This window comes from Alteribacillus persepolensis (assembly GCF_900099605.1).
GTDB classification, from domain to species: domain Bacteria; phylum Bacillota; class Bacilli; order Bacillales; family Marinococcaceae; genus Alteribacillus; species Alteribacillus persepolensis.
The window spans coordinates 62,579-80,391 of sequence record NZ_FNDK01000005.1; the positions used below are offsets into that span (position 1 = coordinate 62,579).

Below are 17,813 nucleotides of genomic sequence, written 5' to 3' on the forward strand. Positions count from 1 at the left end.
CAGGTTTTCTTCTTTCCAGGGCACTTGTGCTTTCCTTTTTGTGTCATAGAAATGTCACAGAATGTCGATTGTTGAGAACTACGGTATAGCCCTTTGCAAGAATTGTCAATAGGTGTAAGAATACAGGTAGAAAACATGATGAATATGATAATATGGTGAAAAGAATGCGTCATAAATCATGAAAACGATAAGGTGTACTTACCGGGAAAGGATTATACATATGAGCAAATCAGTTATTCTTGCAGAAAAGCCGTCTGTTGGCAAAGACATTGCCCGCGTCTTGGGCTGTGATAAACAAGGAAAAGATTTCATGGAAGGAAAGAAATACATTGTAACATGGGCATTTGGACACCTTGTTACTCTCGCTGAGCCGGAAACGTACGATTCCTCGTATAAAACATGGAAACTTGAGGATTTACCCATGCTTCCAGATAAATTAAAGTTGTCGGTTATCCCAAAGACAGGCAAACAGTTTAGTGTAGTTAAAAGACAGCTGCATCGAAATGATGTAAAAGACATTATTATTGCCACAGATGCCGGTCGTGAAGGAGAGCTTGTGGCACGGTGGATTATTGATAAAGCAAGAGTGAAAAAGCCGGTTAAACGGCTGTGGATTTCATCTGTTACCGAAAAAGCCATTAAACAAGGGTTCCAAAACCTTAAAGACGGGAGAAAGTTCCATTCATTGTATGAAGCGGCCCAGGCAAGATCAGAGGCAGATTGGTATGTCGGAATGAATGCCACCAGAGCGTTAACAACAAAATTTAATGCGTCTCTCTCATGTGGACGGGTGCAGACGCCGACATTAGCGATGGTTGCTCGCCGTGAACGTGAGGTTGCTTCGTTTACACCAGATGAGTTTTATCAAATACGCACTGCAGCTAAGAATGGGACAACTTTTTGGTGGAGGCATCCAAAAAACAACGACACACGTATTTTTTCCAAGGAAAAAAAGGACCGTATACTGCAGAAGATACAAAACGAAGATATGGTAATAAAAAAGGTGGAAAAAAAGAAGAAACATGACGCAAATCCATCATTGTTTGATTTAACGGAACTGCAGCGCGAAGCAAGCAGCCGCTTTGGCTATTCTGCTAAAGAAACGCTAAACGTACTGCAGCGTTTGTATGAAAGGCATAAAGTGTTAACATACCCGAGAACAGACTCCCGTTATTTGTCCTCTGATATTAAAAGTACATTAAAAGATCGCTTGAAAGCTTGTGACACAGGAAATTTTTCGAAACATGTATTAACGATAAAAAAGAACAGCTGGATGTTGTCTTCTTCTATGATCAATGATAAAAAAGTCTCTGATCATCATGCCATCATTCCGACAGAAGAGCCGCCACGTTTGTTTGATATGACCAGCAAAGAAAAGAAACTTTATGAACTCGTTGTACAACGGTTTTTGGCGGGTTTTTTCCCAACGGCACAGTTTGAACAGACAGTAATAGAAGGACATATAAATGATGAAACATTTGCAGCCAAAGAGCAGCGTATGTTAAGAAGCGGTTGGAAAGCAGTTTACCAAGGTGGTAGCGAACAACAGCATAACAAATTCTCCCGCTTTACAGAGAATGAAAAAATACGAATTGTGGAAGCAGCTGCAGAAAAAGGAGAAACTGCACCGCCGTCCCGTTTTAATGAAGGTACATTATTGTCTGCAATGGAAAATCCATCTCGTTTTATGGCTGGTGAAGATAAACAGCTCGTCCATACATTGAAAACGAAAGGCGGCATTGGCACGGTTGCCACTAGAGCAGATATTATAGAAAAGCTGCTGAACAGCCAGCTGCTTGAAAAAAGGGGAAAAAGCTTGTTTACAACGTTAAAAGGCCGGCAATTATTAGATCTTGTTCCGGATGAATTAAAATCTCCAACGTTAACAGCTGAATGGGAACAAAAGTTAGAAGACATTGAACGAGGAAAGCTGCACCGCCAAGCGTTTATATCGGATATGAAGGGGTATGCAAAAGATGTAGTCCAAAATATTAAAAGCAGTACAAAGTCGTTTAAACACGATAATATAACGGGGACACCATGTCCAAAATGCGGAAAACTCCTGTTAGAGGTAAATGGTAAATATGGAAAAAGAAAAGTGTGCCAAGACAAGGCCTGCGGATATAAGAAAAATATTTCAAAAATCACGAATGCACGCTGTCCGCAGTGTAAAAAGAAAATGGAGCTGCGCGGTGAAGGAGAAGGGCAAATTTTTGTATGCCGCTGTGGGTATAAAGAAAAAGTATCTTCGTTTAATAAACGGAGACAAAAAGAAAAACAAAACAAAGCCAGCAAACACGATGTGAAAAAATATTTAAAGCATCAGCAAGATGATGAGATGAAAAACCCTGCATTAGCGGAAGCTCTGCAGAACCTGAAACAAAAAAATGACAAAAAATAATTGTATTTGTCGTTATCGTATGGTAAAGTAAAGAAATTGTATGAATAACTCTCGAAAATGACAACAACCAATGCAGGCTGTATCCTGTTCGAGAAAACAGGATACAGCTTTTTTGCACGGATAGGAAAGCCAAGTTTTTCTAATGAATAGAAGAATAAATCATGCATGTTACGACAAGTTTATTAATAAAAAAGGAGTTAGTATATATTGACATTATTTACAGAATTACAAATGGATGAGCAAACACTTCAGGCTGTCAACGAAATGGGATTTGAAGAAGCGACACCCATTCAAGCAGAAGTGATTCCAAAGGTTAAACAAGGACATGATATCATCGGTCAAGCACAAACAGGGACTGGGAAAACCGCAGCATTTGGTATTCCTTTAATTGAACAGATGGAAGAAGACGAGGCACACCCGCAAGGACTGGTGCTCGCTCCAACACGCGAACTTGCTATTCAAGTGTCGGAAGAATTGAACCGTCTCGCTCGTTATAAAGGAGTACAGGCTCTTGCTGTGTATGGCGGACAAGAGATCAGCCGGCAAATAAAAGCATTAAAGCGCCGTCCGCAAATCATCGTCGCAACACCTGGGCGGTTTATGGATCACATGAGACGAAAAACCATTCGTCCCAAATATATGAAGATGGTTGTTCTTGATGAAGCCGATGAAATGCTTAGTATGGGTTTTATCGAAGATATTGAAACCATTTTGCAAGAAGTTGCTGAAGAGCGGCAAACGCTGCTATTTTCTGCTACGATGCCAAAGCGTCTGCAAACCGTCACGTCGAAATTTATGCATCAGCCAGAAACAGTGAAAGTAAAAAGCAAAGGGCTTACCGTCTCTAATATTGAGCAGCGCTATATCGAGGTTCCTGAAAAACAAAAGTTTGATACGTTGTGTTATTTGCTCGATATTACACCACCAGAACTTGCGATTGTTTTTGGACGCACAAAGCGCCGGGTAGATGAAGTGTCAGAAGCTCTGACACGGCGTGGTTATGCTGCAGAAGGAATACACGGTGATTTAAAACAAGCACAGCGCGATAAAGTGCTGCGTAAATTCAAACAAGGCACTATTGATATATTGGTTGCTACCGATGTGGCAGCACGCGGGCTGGATGTAAGTGGTGTGACACACGTGTATAACTTCGATTTGCCGCAGGATCCTGAAAGTTATGTTCATCGAATCGGCCGGACGGGACGAGCAGGCAAAGAAGGTATTGCTTACAGTTTTGCAACGCCAAAGGAGCGCAGCCATTTAACGTTTATTGAACAGACAACCAAGACAAAAATGATTCGCCAAGATATCCCGACGTACGCAGAGGCCATGCATGGCCGTTATCAACAAGTCGTGAATAAATTGCTTGAGACTATAAAGAATGAAGATGTTCAAGATTTAGAGAGTGCAGCAAAAACTCTGTTAAGCGGTCATGATCCTGTCACTTTAGTTGCAGCAGCATTAAAGATGAATACAAATGAACCTGAACGTGTCGAAGTTCATTTAACCGAAGAAGCATCATTAAGACCAAAGAAACCTAAAGGCGGCGGTCGTAAGTCCAGAGGGAACCAGCAACCTCGCAACCGCAAAAAGAAGCCTTATAAAAAAACACGTCAACCAAATGAAAGATATGGCAACAAGCGTAAAAAGACGGTTTAGTATCCACTGAGAGGCTGTTTCAAAGGGGTTTTTATCCCTTTGGACAGCCTTTTCTGTGCTGCAGGAGAGATGTTTTTGCTAGTGGAAGAAAGCTTTATATGTAAATTTGCCGCTATAACACGTGCCGGAAAGCCAATTTTTAAATATATGCGTGGCGGGAATGTAAACGCTGATGGAGCCACGCTGCCAGCACTCATGTTATGATAATATGTGTAAATATCTCCTGACCAGCGTAAAAAGGAGGAAGCAACGTGAGTTTATTACGAGCAGAACAGCTTTATAAAACATACGGAGACAAAACATTATTTGAACATATATCTTTTGTTATTGAAGAACGTGACAGGATTGGTTTGATTGGAGTAAACGGCACCGGCAAGTCAACACTTTTAAAAATATTAGCCAAAGAGGACAGCGCAGAAGAAGGAGAATTATATCATGCTAACGCTTTCAAGATAGAATATTTGCCGCAAGAACCGGAATTGGATGAGCATCTCAGCGTTCTTGAACAGATTTATTATGGAGAATCAACTATCATGAAAACGATGCGGCATTATGAAAAGACACTGCAAGAGCTAGAGCAGCATCCGGAAAACGCAAAGCTGCAAGAAAAATTGTTAGATGCACAGCAGCAAATGGATGAAAATGAAGCATGGGCAGCGAATACAGCTGCCAAACAAGTATTAACGAAGCTGGGAATTACAGATTTTTCGAAACAGGTGAGTGAACTCTCAGGCGGACAAAAAAAGCGAACCGCTATTGCAAAAGCCCTCATTCAACCTGCTGATCTGCTTGTGATGGATGAGCCGACGAACCATCTTGATCATGAATCGATTGAATGGCTGGAAAGTTATTTATCTGTTTATCAAGGCGCGTTTATTGTTGTTACACACGACCGTTATTTCTTAAACCGTGTAACCAACAGAATATATGAAATTGATCAAGGGAATTTGTATACGTATGAGGGGAATTATGAGTTATTTTTAGAGAAGAAAGCAGAACGTGAGGCATTAGAAGAACAAGCAGAAGTGAAACGAAAAAATATACTTCGCACCGAGTTGGAATGGCTGCGGAGAATGCCTAAAGCAAGAGGAACTAAACAAAAAGCACGGGTGGAACGTGTAAAAAATTTAAAAGAAATGAAAGGTCCGGAAAAACGGGAGGATGTCGACTTCGCGGTTGGTTCAGTCCGGCTTGGCAAAAAAGTACTGGAAGTGGAAAATATCTCTAAAGCATACGACAGTCACGTGCTGTTTTCATCATTTTCGTATTTAGTCACTCCTGGAGAACGGTTAGGTATTATCGGGCCCAATGGAAGCGGGAAAACAACACTATTAAACATTCTGGCAGGAAAGGAGCGGCCGGACACCGGAGAGGTCGAAACTGGGGAGACAGTGCGAATCGGCTATTATTCGCAAGAGCATGAGGACATGGATGTCAATCAGCGTGTGATTGAATATATTCGTGATATAAAGGAAGTTGTTGTGACCACAGACGGCAAGGAATTAACAGCGGAGCAAATGCTTGAGCGGTTTTTGTTTCCTCGTGCTATGCAATGGAATTATATTTACCGTTTATCCGGTGGAGAGAGAAGAAGACTGTATTTGCTTGGAGTACTAATGAGAGAACCAAATGTTTTATTCCTCGATGAGCCGACAAATGATTTGGATACCCAGACTTTAAGTGTTTTAGAAAACTATTTGGTCCATTTTCCCGGTGTTGTGATTACGGTATCCCATGATCGCTATTTTCTTGATAAAGTCGTTGGTTCGTTACTGGTTTTTTCCTCTCATGACTCCATTGAACGGTTCCAAGGAGGATATTCCGATTATCTCGATGCGGTAAGAGACCAGAACCAGAAAGCGCAGGCAGTACCTGAAAACTCTACTCCAAAGTCAAAGCGTGCAAAGAAAAAAATGTCCTATAAAGAGCAGCAGGAATGGAATGGCATCGAAGATAAGATTGCAGATTTAGAGCAGAAGAAAGAAGAAATAGAAGAAAAAATTGCGGAAGCTGGCAGCGACTTTGAAAAAGCACAGCAGTGGATGGAAGAACAACAGACAGTAGAGAAAGAACTTGATGAAGCAATACAGAGATGGACAGAGCTTTCTGTATTAGTAGAAGAAATGCAGACGGATTAAGTGAGGAAGACCTTTTTCAATTTATGGAAGGGGTCTTTTTCGTGCGGAGAGGAAAAGGTAACATGTCAATATAAGAAAAACTATCGGTACCGTCAACTTTCCAAGGTGCTTGCGCTTTTCTTAGAAGGTAGGAAAGTATGTGCTTTGATTGATTATTTAAAGATGTTTCATCCATACGCTGTTCGGAAACTGGGTGACTCCTGCGGGACGTCGGCTAAGACCAGCTACATCGTGTGGCCAACGCTGCCGACACTAGCATGTCCTGTGCGTCGAAGCACGAGCCAAAGATCCACTTGGTGAAGGCCTGTTCGTTACTAAGTTAGCTGAGGCCGTGCCCGCGGAAAGCATCCCGTCTGCAGCAGGTGCGTTCTAAAGAAGCAACGCCTACGGATGACAAGGACGATGGTTGAGCGGGTTTCTCAACCATCGTTTTTCTTGCGTGATCCGGATATAATGAATCCCTCTGTAATACGATAAAGAAGGCAGAGTATAACACCATCTATTCTCTGGGTAAAATAAGTGAACTAAAAAACGAGGGAGTTCAGATTCGGTATGGATATTAGTTTGCTTCTTGAATATGGCTGGGTTCTGCTGGTGCTTATTGTATTAGAAGGCATCCTTGCAGCTGACAATGCATTGGTACTTGCTATTATGGTAAAAAACTTACCTGAAAATCAGCGGAAAAAAGCTCTTTTTTACGGATTGGCAGGTGCATTTGTATTTCGGTTTGCGTCCTTATTTGTTATCTCTTTTTTAATTGATGTGTGGCAGGTTCAAGCCATTGGGGCCCTTTATTTGTTATTTATAGCAGGAAATCATATTATTCGCAAAGTGTGGCTGAAAAAGGATGAAACTCCAGACGATAAAGCGAAAAAGAAACAGGTTAGTTCTGCTGGCTTTTGGGGAACGGTCCTGAAGGTAGAAATCGCAGATATTGCTTTTGCGGTAGACTCTATTTTAGCGGCGGTAGCTCTTGCTGTGACACTCCCTGATACAAACTTTCCGACAATTGGCGGACTTGATGGTGCGAAGTTTACTGTTATTCTGTTAGGTGGGCTTATTGGGGTTATTATTATGCGTTTTGCAGCGACATTTTTTGTGAAATTACTTAAAAAGCGCCCTGGTCTAGAAATTGCAGCGTTTATCATTGTCGGATGGGTGGGGATTAAACTTGCTGTATATACACTTTCACACCCTGCACTTGGCGTGCTGCCAGAAGAGTTTGCCGAGTCAACGCCATGGAAAGTGACATTTTATGTTGTTCTTATATTAGTTGCACTTGGCGGCTGGTTTTTATCGAGCAAAAGAGAAGTAAAGGAAGAAGACCTGCCTTAATACGTAACAAAAAAAGCCAAAAGCATAAACACGTGACGTGTTGGTGCCTTTGGCTGTTTTGTTTTAGCGAGACGGTTCAATCACACCGCAAGCTAGCCTGTCGCCTGCGTCTCCCGTTTTTAATGTTTCTTCATCGGGACCGCTTTGGTTGTTTAAATCAGACGTATAACGGTCTGGTATGTTAGCAAAGTTATTAGCATCTGTATGGACAATGACGGCTCGCTGTTCATTTGCTACCTGCTGTGGGCTAAATCGATCCAAAGCGGTTAACAAGTAACTAGAACCATCTTCTAATCCGTACAAACTTGGCATGTCACCTGCATGGGAGCCGTGGTTTGTCCCTTGTGGGTTGTAGTGTCCGCCTGCACTAGTAAATGGACCGTCTGATGCATTCGGGTCGCATACGCCTGTTTCGTGTATATGGAAGCCATGAAATCCTGCAGGAATTCCTTCATTGAATAGTGCTTCCATCATAACGGAATGATCGTTGTCATAAAAATGAACAGTACCGATGGACTGACCACTGGTGTTAATCATATCTGCTTTTGCAATACTGTTTTCAGAAGAGCGTGCCACATCGGCGAGGACAGCTTCTGCATCTTCTTCTACAGCGTCATTTTCCTGAGGAGCAGCTTCGTTATTGCAGCCACTGATAAAAAGAGCCATACATCCAGCTAATACTACATAGATCCACTTCATTGTAACACCTCCTTCTTTCCTACTTTTTCCAATTACTGTATATTTCATAATGGTCTGCATGAATTTTATAAAAAAAGGTGAAGAAGTGCAGAGGATGCGTTATAATGAAAAAGGAACCAATAAACGTTTGGCAAGGTGATACCGTTGGCAAATATCTTAAAAATTTTAACGAGTATATGGTTTATCATACTGGTGATACAGGTATTATCATCTTTTGGCAGATACATAGCAGTTATTCCTGACTACTTATTGATTGTGTTTCTCTTATTATTTTCGGGGATTATTGTGTATGAATTCAAAAAAGGTATCACTCGTGAACTTGAAGAAAATTCATCCGGTCAATGAAAAAGCAGGCTTTCTTTTAAGGAAAGTGCTGCTTTTTTTAGTCTAATATCAGTTCTTTACTGAAAGTGATATTTGAAATGTTTTGTTACGATAATAATTGCATGTATTAAATAATTTGTTTCTTGTTAAAAGAATAAGGGCTTTGTCATGTTATGAGTCATCATTCGTTTGAAATCGACTTAACGTGAGAACGAATGATACATTCATTTCGTCTTATACTACGTAAAAAGGAGAGTGTGGACAGGATGAAAGAAGAGAGGGAGCAAGAAACGACCTTACAGCTTGGTGTCGTCCAAAAAGTTGTACCCATTGGTATCGGTACACGAGTGTGTATAGACACGGCTGATATTTTAACACCGACAGAAGGAGTGCTGGTTGGAAATACTGGGCACGGTTATATGCTTGTTCTATCGGAAAACCGTTCCACCGATACATATCCACCCAGGCCGTTTCGGATAAATGCAGGAGGTATACACCAATATATATATCTGCGCGGTAAAACATCTTATTTGTCAGAGATGAGAGGCGGCGGTACGTTGTATGTTTACAATGGTACGCATGTGAAAGAAGTTCCGATTGGCCGTGTGAAAATGGAAAAGAGAGAGTTAGTAAGAGTGGAGATGGAAACAGATGGTGTGCATATCTCTTCGACTTTACAATATGCTGATAGTGTATCTTTTCTGGAAAAAGATGGAACGATTGTTTCTGTCAAAGAATTGTCAGAGGGAACAGAAATCTATTGCTGTATCGATGAGCCAGGCAGACACCTTGGAGAAAAAATAAAAGAAGAAATAAGGGAATATTGATATCAGTTCTGGATGTCTGGCAAATGGAACACTATCTGTTTGCCAGCTTTTATATAGTGCTGCTTCTTTCTCGTCATAAAAATAACAAAAAGTTTAAAAATAAATTTATTGCATTTACAAGAGAAAATGTTGTATTGTTTTGTTTCGGGAAACTGTACAGCTAATTCCTAGAATAACACATATCTGGTCACGAAGACGCTCAGTGAAGGGGAGGACACCTTGCGTTTTCGTTCAGAAAACTACAGAGAAAGGAACCTGATATGTTTGATTCAATATTATCTCATCTTATGCTCATCGGTGCTATAGGTATTGGTTCACAGTGGCTGGCTTGGCGATTCCGCATGCCGGCAATTGTCGTGATGTCTGTAGCGGGTTTATTAATTGGACCAATTTTTGGAATAATGAACCCGAGAGAAGATTTCGGCTCTTTATTTAACCCTATTATCTCAATGGCTGTTGCAATTATATTATTTGAAGGCAGTTTAAATCTGGATTTTCGTGAAATTAGAGGCCTTGGCAAATCAGTATTTCGAATTATTACATTAGGGGCTTTTCTTGCTTGGATTCTTGGTTCAGTAACAGCCTTTTTTGTCGCAGGATTATCGTGGGCAGTATCTTTTGTTATAGGCGGTTTGTTTATTGTTACAGGTCCAACGGTGATTCTTCCTTTATTAAGACAAGCGAGGTTAAAACCGAGGCCAGCTGCCATTTTAAAGTGGGAAGGCATCGTCGTTGATCCATTTGGGGCATTACTTGCAGTATTTGCTTTTGAAATTATTCAATTTTTAACGGTTGAGACCGTCACGGTGGAAGCATTATTTTTATTCTTTTTAGCCTCCATGTTTGCGATTGCTGTAGGATGGGGATGCGGAAAAGGAATAGGAACGATGTTCGAGCGCGGTTACGTGCCAGAGTTTTTAAAGTCGCCGCTTGTGTTTGCTGTTGTCATTGCATGTTTTACAGTGGCAGATGAAGTAATGCATGAAACAGGACTTTTGGCAGTGACAGCGATGGGGATGACACTTGCGAATATGCATATTGCATCACTTAGTGACATGCGGCATTTTAAAGAGAATATTTCTGTTTTATTAATTTCCGGTATTTTTATTATGTTAACCGCATCGCTTGAACGTGAAACATTGATGCAGATTTTTGATCCAAACATTATCGCTTATGTTTTGCTCATGTTGTTTATCGTCCGACCGCTTTCCATATGGTTGTCAACTATTAATACAGAACTGTCTCTTAAAGAAAAAATGCTTGTCGGGTGGATTGCTCCACGAGGAATCGTCGCCTTGACTGTTGCTGGTTATTTTGCCAACGTACTGGCTGAGGCAGGATATCCTGGAGCGTCGATTGTTACGCCGCTTACATTTGCTCTTGTGTTTGCAACAGTGTGTGCACATGGATTTTCGCTGAGTCCGATGGCAAATAAGCTGGATTTATCGCTTGAGGGCAAACCAGGTGTACTCATTGTAGGTGGAAGTGCTTTTAGTACAGCGTTAGCAAGAGTGTTAAAAGAATTAAACATTCCGGTTTTAATTGCAGATACTTCTTTTGAATATCTGTTTAACTCGCGAAAAGCGGGTGTTCCTTATTACAGGGGGGAAATTCTTTCGGAGCAAACAGAATATTATCTTGATATGACACCTTACGACAAGCTGATTGCCGCAACCGATAGAGATTCTTATAACTCTCTTGTCTGTACGACGTTTGTTCCAGAAATAGGCCGAAATGATTTATATCAATTGAGCTGGCACGATGAAGAACGTGAACATCCAAATGATTTAGTGCATCGAATCGGAGGACGGGTTCTCTTTAGGAAAGGCGCTACCTATGAAGAACTTAATCAAAAAGTGAAGAGTGGTTATGTGTTCCGAAAAACGAAGCTGACTAAACAGTATGGATTTGAGCAATATAAAAGTGAACGAGAACCGGATACATTGCTGCTCTTTATCCTAAAGCATACTGGAAAAGTGGAATTCTTCACGACGGAAGTGAATACGATAAAGCCAGAAGCTGGTGATGTTATTGTCAGCTTGTGTCCTCCAGTAAAGGAACAAAAAAAAATTGATAAAAGGTTGGACTCCAATCGTCAAGGAGAATAAGTAGAACTAATAAAGGAGCTGTATCAACAGCCGCCGACATGAAAAGCCGAGGGCTGTATCAAAAGGTTAGAAACAATGATCTTTTGACAGTCCTTTTTTACAGTTATTTTCAGGGAACGTACCTTATGTTTACATATGTTATCGTGTCGGGTATGTAGTAATAATTCAGGTAAAATAAAAATTTCATTAAAGGATGGCCTTCTACATGTTTAAACGTGCGCTTTTATTGATAAATGGAAACAGCGAACAAGCCGATAAACAGAAAAGTTTAGAAACGGTTAGTGGCGTAATTGGTTCACGTGTGAAGGAGTTAGTCATTTTTCAAACGCAATATAAAGGTCATACGGAAGCAGTTTGTTATGAACATGGACATGAGTATGATGTCATCTTTGTACTTGGTGGTGATGGCACGCTGCATGAATGTGTTAATGGGACTGCTTTGTTGAAAGAGCCGCCAGTAATTGGAATACTTCCAGGTGGCACATGCAATGACTTTTCCCGGTCGCTGGGCATACCTCAGTCCATAAAACGGGCCGCAGAGTCACTCATAACGGGGGACGTACAGTATTTAGATATTGGACGTGCGAATGATCGTTATTTTGCTAACTTTTACGGCATAGGCCTTATCGCAGAAACCTCCGGTAATATTAACGAAAACTTAAAAAATGTTGTTGGGAAAGTCAGTTATTACATTAGTGCGCTTCAAACGGTTCATCAGATTAAACCATTTCCGTTTATGCTGCAGGCAGATGACGAGACGATTCAGGATGAAGCAGTGATGGTTTTAATTACAAATGGAAATTATATTGGAACGAATCAACTGCCATTCCAAACTGGCGAAATGAATGATGGAATATTTGATGTGTTTGTTATTCGTGAAGGCGGCCAGGCGCTGCTGCGTGAGTATATTAACGCGAAAACTGCCTTTTCATTCGAAAACGATCAAACCAGCATACAACATTATCAAGCGACAGAAGTCCGCTTGGAGACGCAAGAATCCATGGATGCTGACAGTGATGGAGAAATTTATATGAAGACCCCGGTGTTTATTCAAAATTTCTACAAAAAATTACCTTTTCTCGTTCCTTATGTGTAAAAATTAGACAAAACTTTTATACAGCCACATATGTTTTTTGACAATCATTTTATAAATAGTTAAGTATAATAGCATCAGGATAAAAGACTGATTTTCCAGCTTTTTGTCACAAGAAATTCGTACTTGAGCTGCCCCGGGTTTATACGAGCGTAGCAATAGATGAGCAAATCATCGAGTTAGCAGGGGAGTTGAGCAGAGGAGGGAATATCATGGTTATACCGGTACAGTTGGATCAAGAGTGGGTGCAGCTCATTCGAGAAGCTAAAGATGCAGGACTAACCGCAGAAGAAGTGATGATATTTATTCAAAAGCAAAAAAATTATTAAAAAGGCCGCACTGTGTGGCTTTTTTTATTTCAAGTCAGCAAAAACATAATGTATTATTAAAATAGTGACTTTCGACATAGAAGCTCTGCTTTTATATCACTTGTGTTGAGAAACGTAGGCTTTTCCTATAGAATTCGTTCACTATAACATACTTCGGTTCGTTATATGTTATAATAAAGGCACATTCGAATACACAAAGGAGTTAAAGGTGATGATTGGGGATCGGGTTAGAAAATACCGGAAAGAAAACAACCTTTCGCTGACAGAACTAGCAGAGAAAGCGGGAGTCGCGAAGTCCTACTTGAGTGCAATCGAAAGAAATATTCAAACCAATCCGTCTGTTCAATTTTTAGAGAAAATTTCAAAAGAGTTACATGTATCTATCGATGCTTTAATAAAAGAAGAACATGATATTGACGAAAAACAACTGGATGATGAATGGCTTGCCATTGTACAAGAAGCAATGGAATCAGGCGTTTCCAAAGATCAGTTTAAAGAGTTCTTAGAATTCAACAAATGGCGGACTAATAAACAATAACTCATAATCTCAGGCAGGAAGAAATCCAAGTTTCTTATATAAAAACTGAATGAAGGTTATGTCGAACGTATATAGAAAGCTGCTGATAATCTTGGAAAAATGACGAAATGAAGGGAAGACCAATCGTGATTAATCGTTCACGACTGGTCTTCTTTATATTGAAAATTTGTTTTAATATTCTGAATCAGAGGGTGATCCTAGCAAAATATACAACGCAGCAAAATAAGAAAATGCCCCGGTTTTATAGGCATGAACTCTCAATGGAATACGTCATTGTTTAGATACACGGATTCGTTTTCTTGGAAGAGGTGTGGTTTTGACGTTGTATCCAAGACGTATGCGCTGATGAAAGCACATTGAAACACCTTGTCTTACTGAAAGGCACCTCTATTCTTGTTCTAACCGTAAAAATGACAGGACTTCTTCGGGCGTTAAACCAAGACTTTTTGCTTCTTCTATGAGATATATCCACTCTTCATCTAAATGTCTGTACTGATTGAAATAAACCATCACAAACTCTCCCTCGTTTCCCTTTCGTTACTCTTCATCTTTTATGTGTTAATCACTGCATATTATTTTCGTTAGCAGAAAACATTTAATGATACTGCTCGCTTCCCTTCATTTATCAGCCCCCATATACAGTGCAGTCACGCAACGCTGCGGGACAGAATACCCAATCCACTTTTGTTCTTTTTGTTCATTATATAAAACATCCGTGCGAAATGAAAAAATGAAAACGTAAGAAATATAGAGTTAATACGTTATAAAGAACATATAATGTGCTATATAAAGTAAATTTCGATTATTTTGGCATTTTTACAGAAATAAAATTCGTTATAAAATAAACTTATATTCTTTAAAGAGAACAAAAGCCGTATATTGGCATGTGTTGTTCTTTTTAAAGAACTGTTGTGGGAGAAGGGTTAAATCGAAGGATATTTTTTAAAGAAAGACCGAGAGCACATCCAATGAAAAGAAAGAGGAGATAAGTATGGTGAGGCTGTTAGGCGGGATATATTATGCATTCTTGTACGGTCATACGATTAAGCTTGTTTATTTAAATAATAATGTATGTGAAATGTACATTGATGATATATATCAAGGGTTATGTTCTTTCCAAAATGTGAAGCAGAAAATTAGGAAGATGAAGAGACAGGTGAATCAGCATAGATACATCACTTACAGAGGAAATAATCTGTTTCAAGAGGCAGAAAAGGGTACCATCGTGCATATCATGGTATAATGCCCAGCAGTCTGATCTGCTTGGGCATTTTTAGTGTTTTACATCGTATATTCTTTTTCAAAGACGCTTATGCTTTTTGAAAAAGTGGCCGATAATAATACCTATTACAGCAGACCAGATCCAGCCCAAACCAAGCTCATAAAGCGGAAATGCTTGAAACAGAGACTGCAAAGCGCTGATTTCAATTCCTAACTCACGCAGGCCGTCATATACACTAATGGCGGCGGTACCTAATACTGCACCTTTGTAGTGGGAATCTCGAACAGGTATTTTTACGTCAAATAAAGCCAGAACAACTAACACGATAGCAATGGGGTAAATAGCTACTAGTACAGGGACGGAAACAGAAATAATCGTATTTAATCCTGTATTAGCAACAGCAAAGCTTATCAATGTTGTGACAAAACACAACGTGCGGTAGGAAACACCAGGAAATACATGCTGAAAATATTGGCCGCACGCAGTAACCAGGCCAATACAAGTTGTCAAACACGCTAATGTGACGATAAGGCCGAGCAGCCACGTACCTGTTACGCCAAAAATAGAGTTAGCCGCAAATGTTAGAATCTGGCTGCCGTTTTCAAACATTTGTGTTGGAGCACTTTGCATTCCAAGCCAGCCAATAGCGGTGTATACAACAGCAAGACCAACGCCTGCTATAACTCCAGCGTAGGACGTAGTACGGAAAATATCACGCTGGTTGTCAATTCCTCGTTCTTTAACTGCTGAGACAATGACTAAACCAAAGGCAAGTGCTGCAATGGCATCCATTGTTAAATACCCCTCTAATATACCATTAGTCAGCGGGCTGGCAGCGTACTCTTCTAAAGGAGCTTGTCCTCCAGTAGCAAATCCACTCCACAAACTTCCGCAAACCAATAAAACAATAGCAGCAAGTAAAGCAGGGGTAATTACATTGCCAATCCGTTTAACTAGTTGAGAAGGACGAAGACTGAGTAAATATACAATGGCAAAAAAGATAATCGAGTAAATAAATAGCGTCACAGCGTGAAAGTCGTCGGAAATAAACGGCATGGCCCCCATTTCAAAGGAAACATTCATCGCACGAGGGATGCCAAAAAATGGCCCAATGGATAAATAAAGAATCAAAGTGAAAATAAGGGCGAATGCAGGATGAACGTTTTTAGCAACGGACTCAAAACTGCTTCCTTTCAGAGCAATCGTTATTACTCCTAATACAGGAAGGCCTACTCCTGTAATAATAAAACCTATAATAGCAATCCAATAATTCGTTCCGGACACTTGGCCGAGAAACGGAGGAAAGATTAAATTGCCTGCCCCAAAAAACAGAGCAAACAGCATTAATCCAATGAAAAAGGTCTCTCTTTTTCTAAGCGGTTGCAACGTAATGACCTCCATCATGATAGAATATCTTCATTATCTCAAAGACCATATCATCCTAAACCCCAAAAGTATTTTTGTAAAGAAAAAGATTTGTGAAAAAATATATTGTAATAATGTTTGCGCTTTCTTTAAAATAAGAAGGAATGCAGCAGAAATAAAAAGACAAGTGCAGGAAAATATGCATTCGATATATTGACAAAGTGCTTTGTGATGCTTATTTTGTTAATTACTGCATGTGTTGCTGAACGATGTTAAAAGTTTATTGGTATACTATTTGTATAGGAGGAAGTGTGATGGAGGGGAATGTAGAACAGCCTAGAGTGACTAGAATAGAAGCACTTCTTATCATTCTTGGTATCTTGTTTATTATCGGAATAAGCCTCATTGTATTTGCAGCGGATCCGCACATCCCTATCTTTCTTGCACTACTTTTATTAATTGGCTACTCAATGATAAAAAAGGTGAATTGGAAAGTCACAGAAAAAGGGATTATACAAGGGGTGGCATCAGGCATTATTCCGATTCTTATTTTTATGTTTATAGGAGTGCTCATCAGCGTGTGGGTGAGTGCTGGCACGATTCCAACCCTTATTTATTATAGTTTTCATCTCATATCAATGGAATGGTTTCTGCCGAGTGTTTTTGTCGCTACAGCTGTGATTGGCATTTGTATTGGCAGTTCATTTACGACAGCATCTACGATTGGTGTATCGTTTATGGCGCTTGGAGGAATGCTTGAATTAGATCCAGCAATGACAGCAGGAGCCGTTGTTTCGGGTGCGTTGGTTGGGGATAAGATGTCACCATTATCTGATACAACGAATTTAGCGGCTTCTGTCTCAAAAGTGGACTTGTTTGAACATATACGCCACTTGCTGTGGACGACAGTGCCATTGTTTGTCATTGCTTTTATTTTTTATACGATAATTGGACAAAGTCCTGTTGAAGCTGATATGCAAACGATCAACGTATTAATGAACGACTTGCATGAGAGCTTTTTAGTACATCCTGCAACACTGCTCCCGGCAGCAGTTATTGTCATATTAGCTGTTCGAAGAGTATCTGCCATTCCTTCTATGGCAGCAGGGATTGTTATGGGGATTGTTGTTACGATGTTCGTACAGCCCGATTACAGCGTGGGTGATTACATGACATTTATGCAGGATGGATTTGTGTTGGAATCGGGGAATGATCAATTAGATGAAATGTTAAGCCGCGGCGGTATTCAAGATATGATGTGGTCCGTGTCGTTATTAATTTTAACCTTAAGTATGGGCGGAGTATTGTCTGAGCTGGGCATCATTGAAAAGTTATTAGAAGCGTTATCATCCATGGTCAAAACGACAGGACGTCTTGTGTTATCTACAGCACTGACTGGAATAGGTATTAACATTTCTCTTGGTGAACAATACATGTCGGTCATTTTAACAGGAGAAGCATTTGAACAAAGATATGAACAAATGGGAATAAAACGCAAAAACTTATCACGCGTGTTAGAAAATGCCGGAACATTAATAAACCCTTTAATTCCGTATGGAGTGAGCGGAGTATTTATGGCAAGCGTTCTCGGAGTTGATGTACTGCAATACCTTCCTTATGCTTTGTTTTGTTTGTTAGGACCGGCTATTGTTATTCTTTATGGGTTTGCTGGATTTCAAATAGACGAAAAGAAATAAATCACAATAAAACATGCTGTCTATGTTAAATATAGTGATAAACGTGCTGACACGGACTATAATAGTACAGAGCGTGGA

Annotated in this window: 14 protein-coding genes; 11 read left to right on the forward strand and 3 right to left on the reverse strand. The window is 40.1% G+C overall.

The features are described 5' to 3' along the window. Positions 1 to 220: 220 nt before the first annotated feature. The 4 genes from BLT18_RS06020 to BLT18_RS06035 all read left to right on the forward strand — a co-directional run bounded on the left by BLT18_RS06020 (position 221) and on the right by BLT18_RS06035 (position 7,533). Positions 221 to 2,401: a DNA topoisomerase III gene (locus BLT18_RS06020; protein ID WP_091272146.1), complete on the forward strand. Its 2,181-nt coding sequence runs from the start codon at positions 221 to 223 to the stop codon at positions 2,399 to 2,401. A 207-nt stretch (positions 2,402 to 2,608) separates the two neighbouring features. Next, the gene (locus tag BLT18_RS06025) at positions 2,609 to 4,060 is read left to right on the forward strand and encodes a DEAD/DEAH box helicase (RefSeq protein ID WP_407639920.1); all 1,452 of its coding nucleotides are present in this window, start codon (positions 2,609 to 2,611) and stop codon (positions 4,058 to 4,060) included. 251 nt (positions 4,061 to 4,311) lie between these two features. After that, positions 4,312 to 6,198: an ABC-F family ATP-binding cassette domain-containing protein gene (locus tag BLT18_RS06030; RefSeq protein WP_091272148.1), complete on the forward strand. Its 1,887-nt coding sequence runs from the start codon at positions 4,312 to 4,314 to the stop codon at positions 6,196 to 6,198. Positions 6,199 to 6,750: 552 nt separating this feature from the next. Beyond that, positions 6,751 to 7,533: a TerC family protein gene (locus BLT18_RS06035; RefSeq protein WP_091272150.1), complete on the forward strand. Its 783-nt coding sequence runs from the start codon at positions 6,751 to 6,753 to the stop codon at positions 7,531 to 7,533. A 63-nt stretch (positions 7,534 to 7,596) separates the two neighbouring features. On the opposite strand, the gene BLT18_RS06040 is transcribed toward BLT18_RS06035, so the two are convergent. After that, positions 7,597 to 8,232 (reverse strand): superoxide dismutase family protein, encoded by a 636-nt coding sequence (locus BLT18_RS06040; RefSeq protein ID WP_175487390.1) that lies wholly within the window; start codon positions 8,230 to 8,232, stop codon positions 7,597 to 7,599. Between the two features lie 144 nt (positions 8,233 to 8,376). Between BLT18_RS06040 and BLT18_RS17945 the strand changes: the two genes are divergently transcribed. The 6 genes from BLT18_RS17945 (at position 8,377) to BLT18_RS06065 (ending at position 13,451) form a co-directional block, all read left to right on the forward strand. Beyond that, positions 8,377 to 8,577, forward strand: coding sequence for a hypothetical protein (locus BLT18_RS17945; RefSeq protein WP_139184713.1), 201 nt, complete (start codon positions 8,377 to 8,379; stop codon positions 8,575 to 8,577). A 194-nt stretch (positions 8,578 to 8,771) separates the two neighbouring features. Next, on the forward strand, positions 8,772 to 9,383 hold the full coding sequence (locus tag BLT18_RS06045; RefSeq protein WP_407639921.1) for a 3-dehydroquinate synthase II: 612 nt from the start codon (positions 8,772 to 8,774) through the stop codon (positions 9,381 to 9,383). 260 nt (positions 9,384 to 9,643) lie between these two features. Beyond that, entirely contained in the window at positions 9,644 to 11,491 is a 1,848-nt protein-coding gene (locus tag BLT18_RS06050; protein ID WP_091272155.1) for a cation:proton antiporter, read from the forward strand. A 205-nt stretch (positions 11,492 to 11,696) separates the two neighbouring features. Continuing rightward, positions 11,697 to 12,587 (forward strand): diacylglycerol/lipid kinase family protein, encoded by an 891-nt coding sequence (locus BLT18_RS06055; protein WP_175487391.1) that lies wholly within the window; start codon positions 11,697 to 11,699, stop codon positions 12,585 to 12,587. A gap of 209 nt (positions 12,588 to 12,796) precedes the next feature. Further along, positions 12,797 to 12,913: an anti-repressor SinI family protein gene (locus BLT18_RS06060; protein ID WP_091272159.1), complete on the forward strand. Its 117-nt coding sequence runs from the start codon at positions 12,797 to 12,799 to the stop codon at positions 12,911 to 12,913. A 211-nt stretch (positions 12,914 to 13,124) separates the two neighbouring features. After that, positions 13,125 to 13,451, forward strand: a complete 327-nt coding sequence (locus BLT18_RS06065; RefSeq protein WP_091272160.1) for a helix-turn-helix domain-containing protein — start codon at positions 13,125 to 13,127, stop codon at positions 13,449 to 13,451. A 387-nt stretch (positions 13,452 to 13,838) separates the two neighbouring features. Here the strand turns inward: BLT18_RS06065 and BLT18_RS06070 are convergent, their stop codons facing one another. Both BLT18_RS06070 and brnQ read right to left on the reverse strand, forming a co-directional pair. Continuing rightward, on the reverse strand, positions 13,839 to 13,961 hold the full coding sequence (locus BLT18_RS06070) for an anti-repressor SinI family protein (RefSeq protein WP_091272162.1): 123 nt from the start codon (positions 13,959 to 13,961) through the stop codon (positions 13,839 to 13,841). 790 nt (positions 13,962 to 14,751) lie between these two features. Next, positions 14,752 to 16,059: a branched-chain amino acid transport system II carrier protein gene (brnQ, locus tag BLT18_RS06080; protein WP_245705193.1), complete on the reverse strand. Its 1,308-nt coding sequence runs from the start codon at positions 16,057 to 16,059 to the stop codon at positions 14,752 to 14,754. A gap of 293 nt (positions 16,060 to 16,352) precedes the next feature. Between brnQ and nhaC the strand changes: the two genes are divergently transcribed. Continuing rightward, positions 16,353 to 17,735, forward strand: coding sequence for a Na+/H+ antiporter NhaC (nhaC, locus tag BLT18_RS06085; RefSeq protein ID WP_091272165.1), 1,383 nt, complete (start codon positions 16,353 to 16,355; stop codon positions 17,733 to 17,735). Positions 17,736 to 17,813 lie beyond the last annotated feature (78 nt).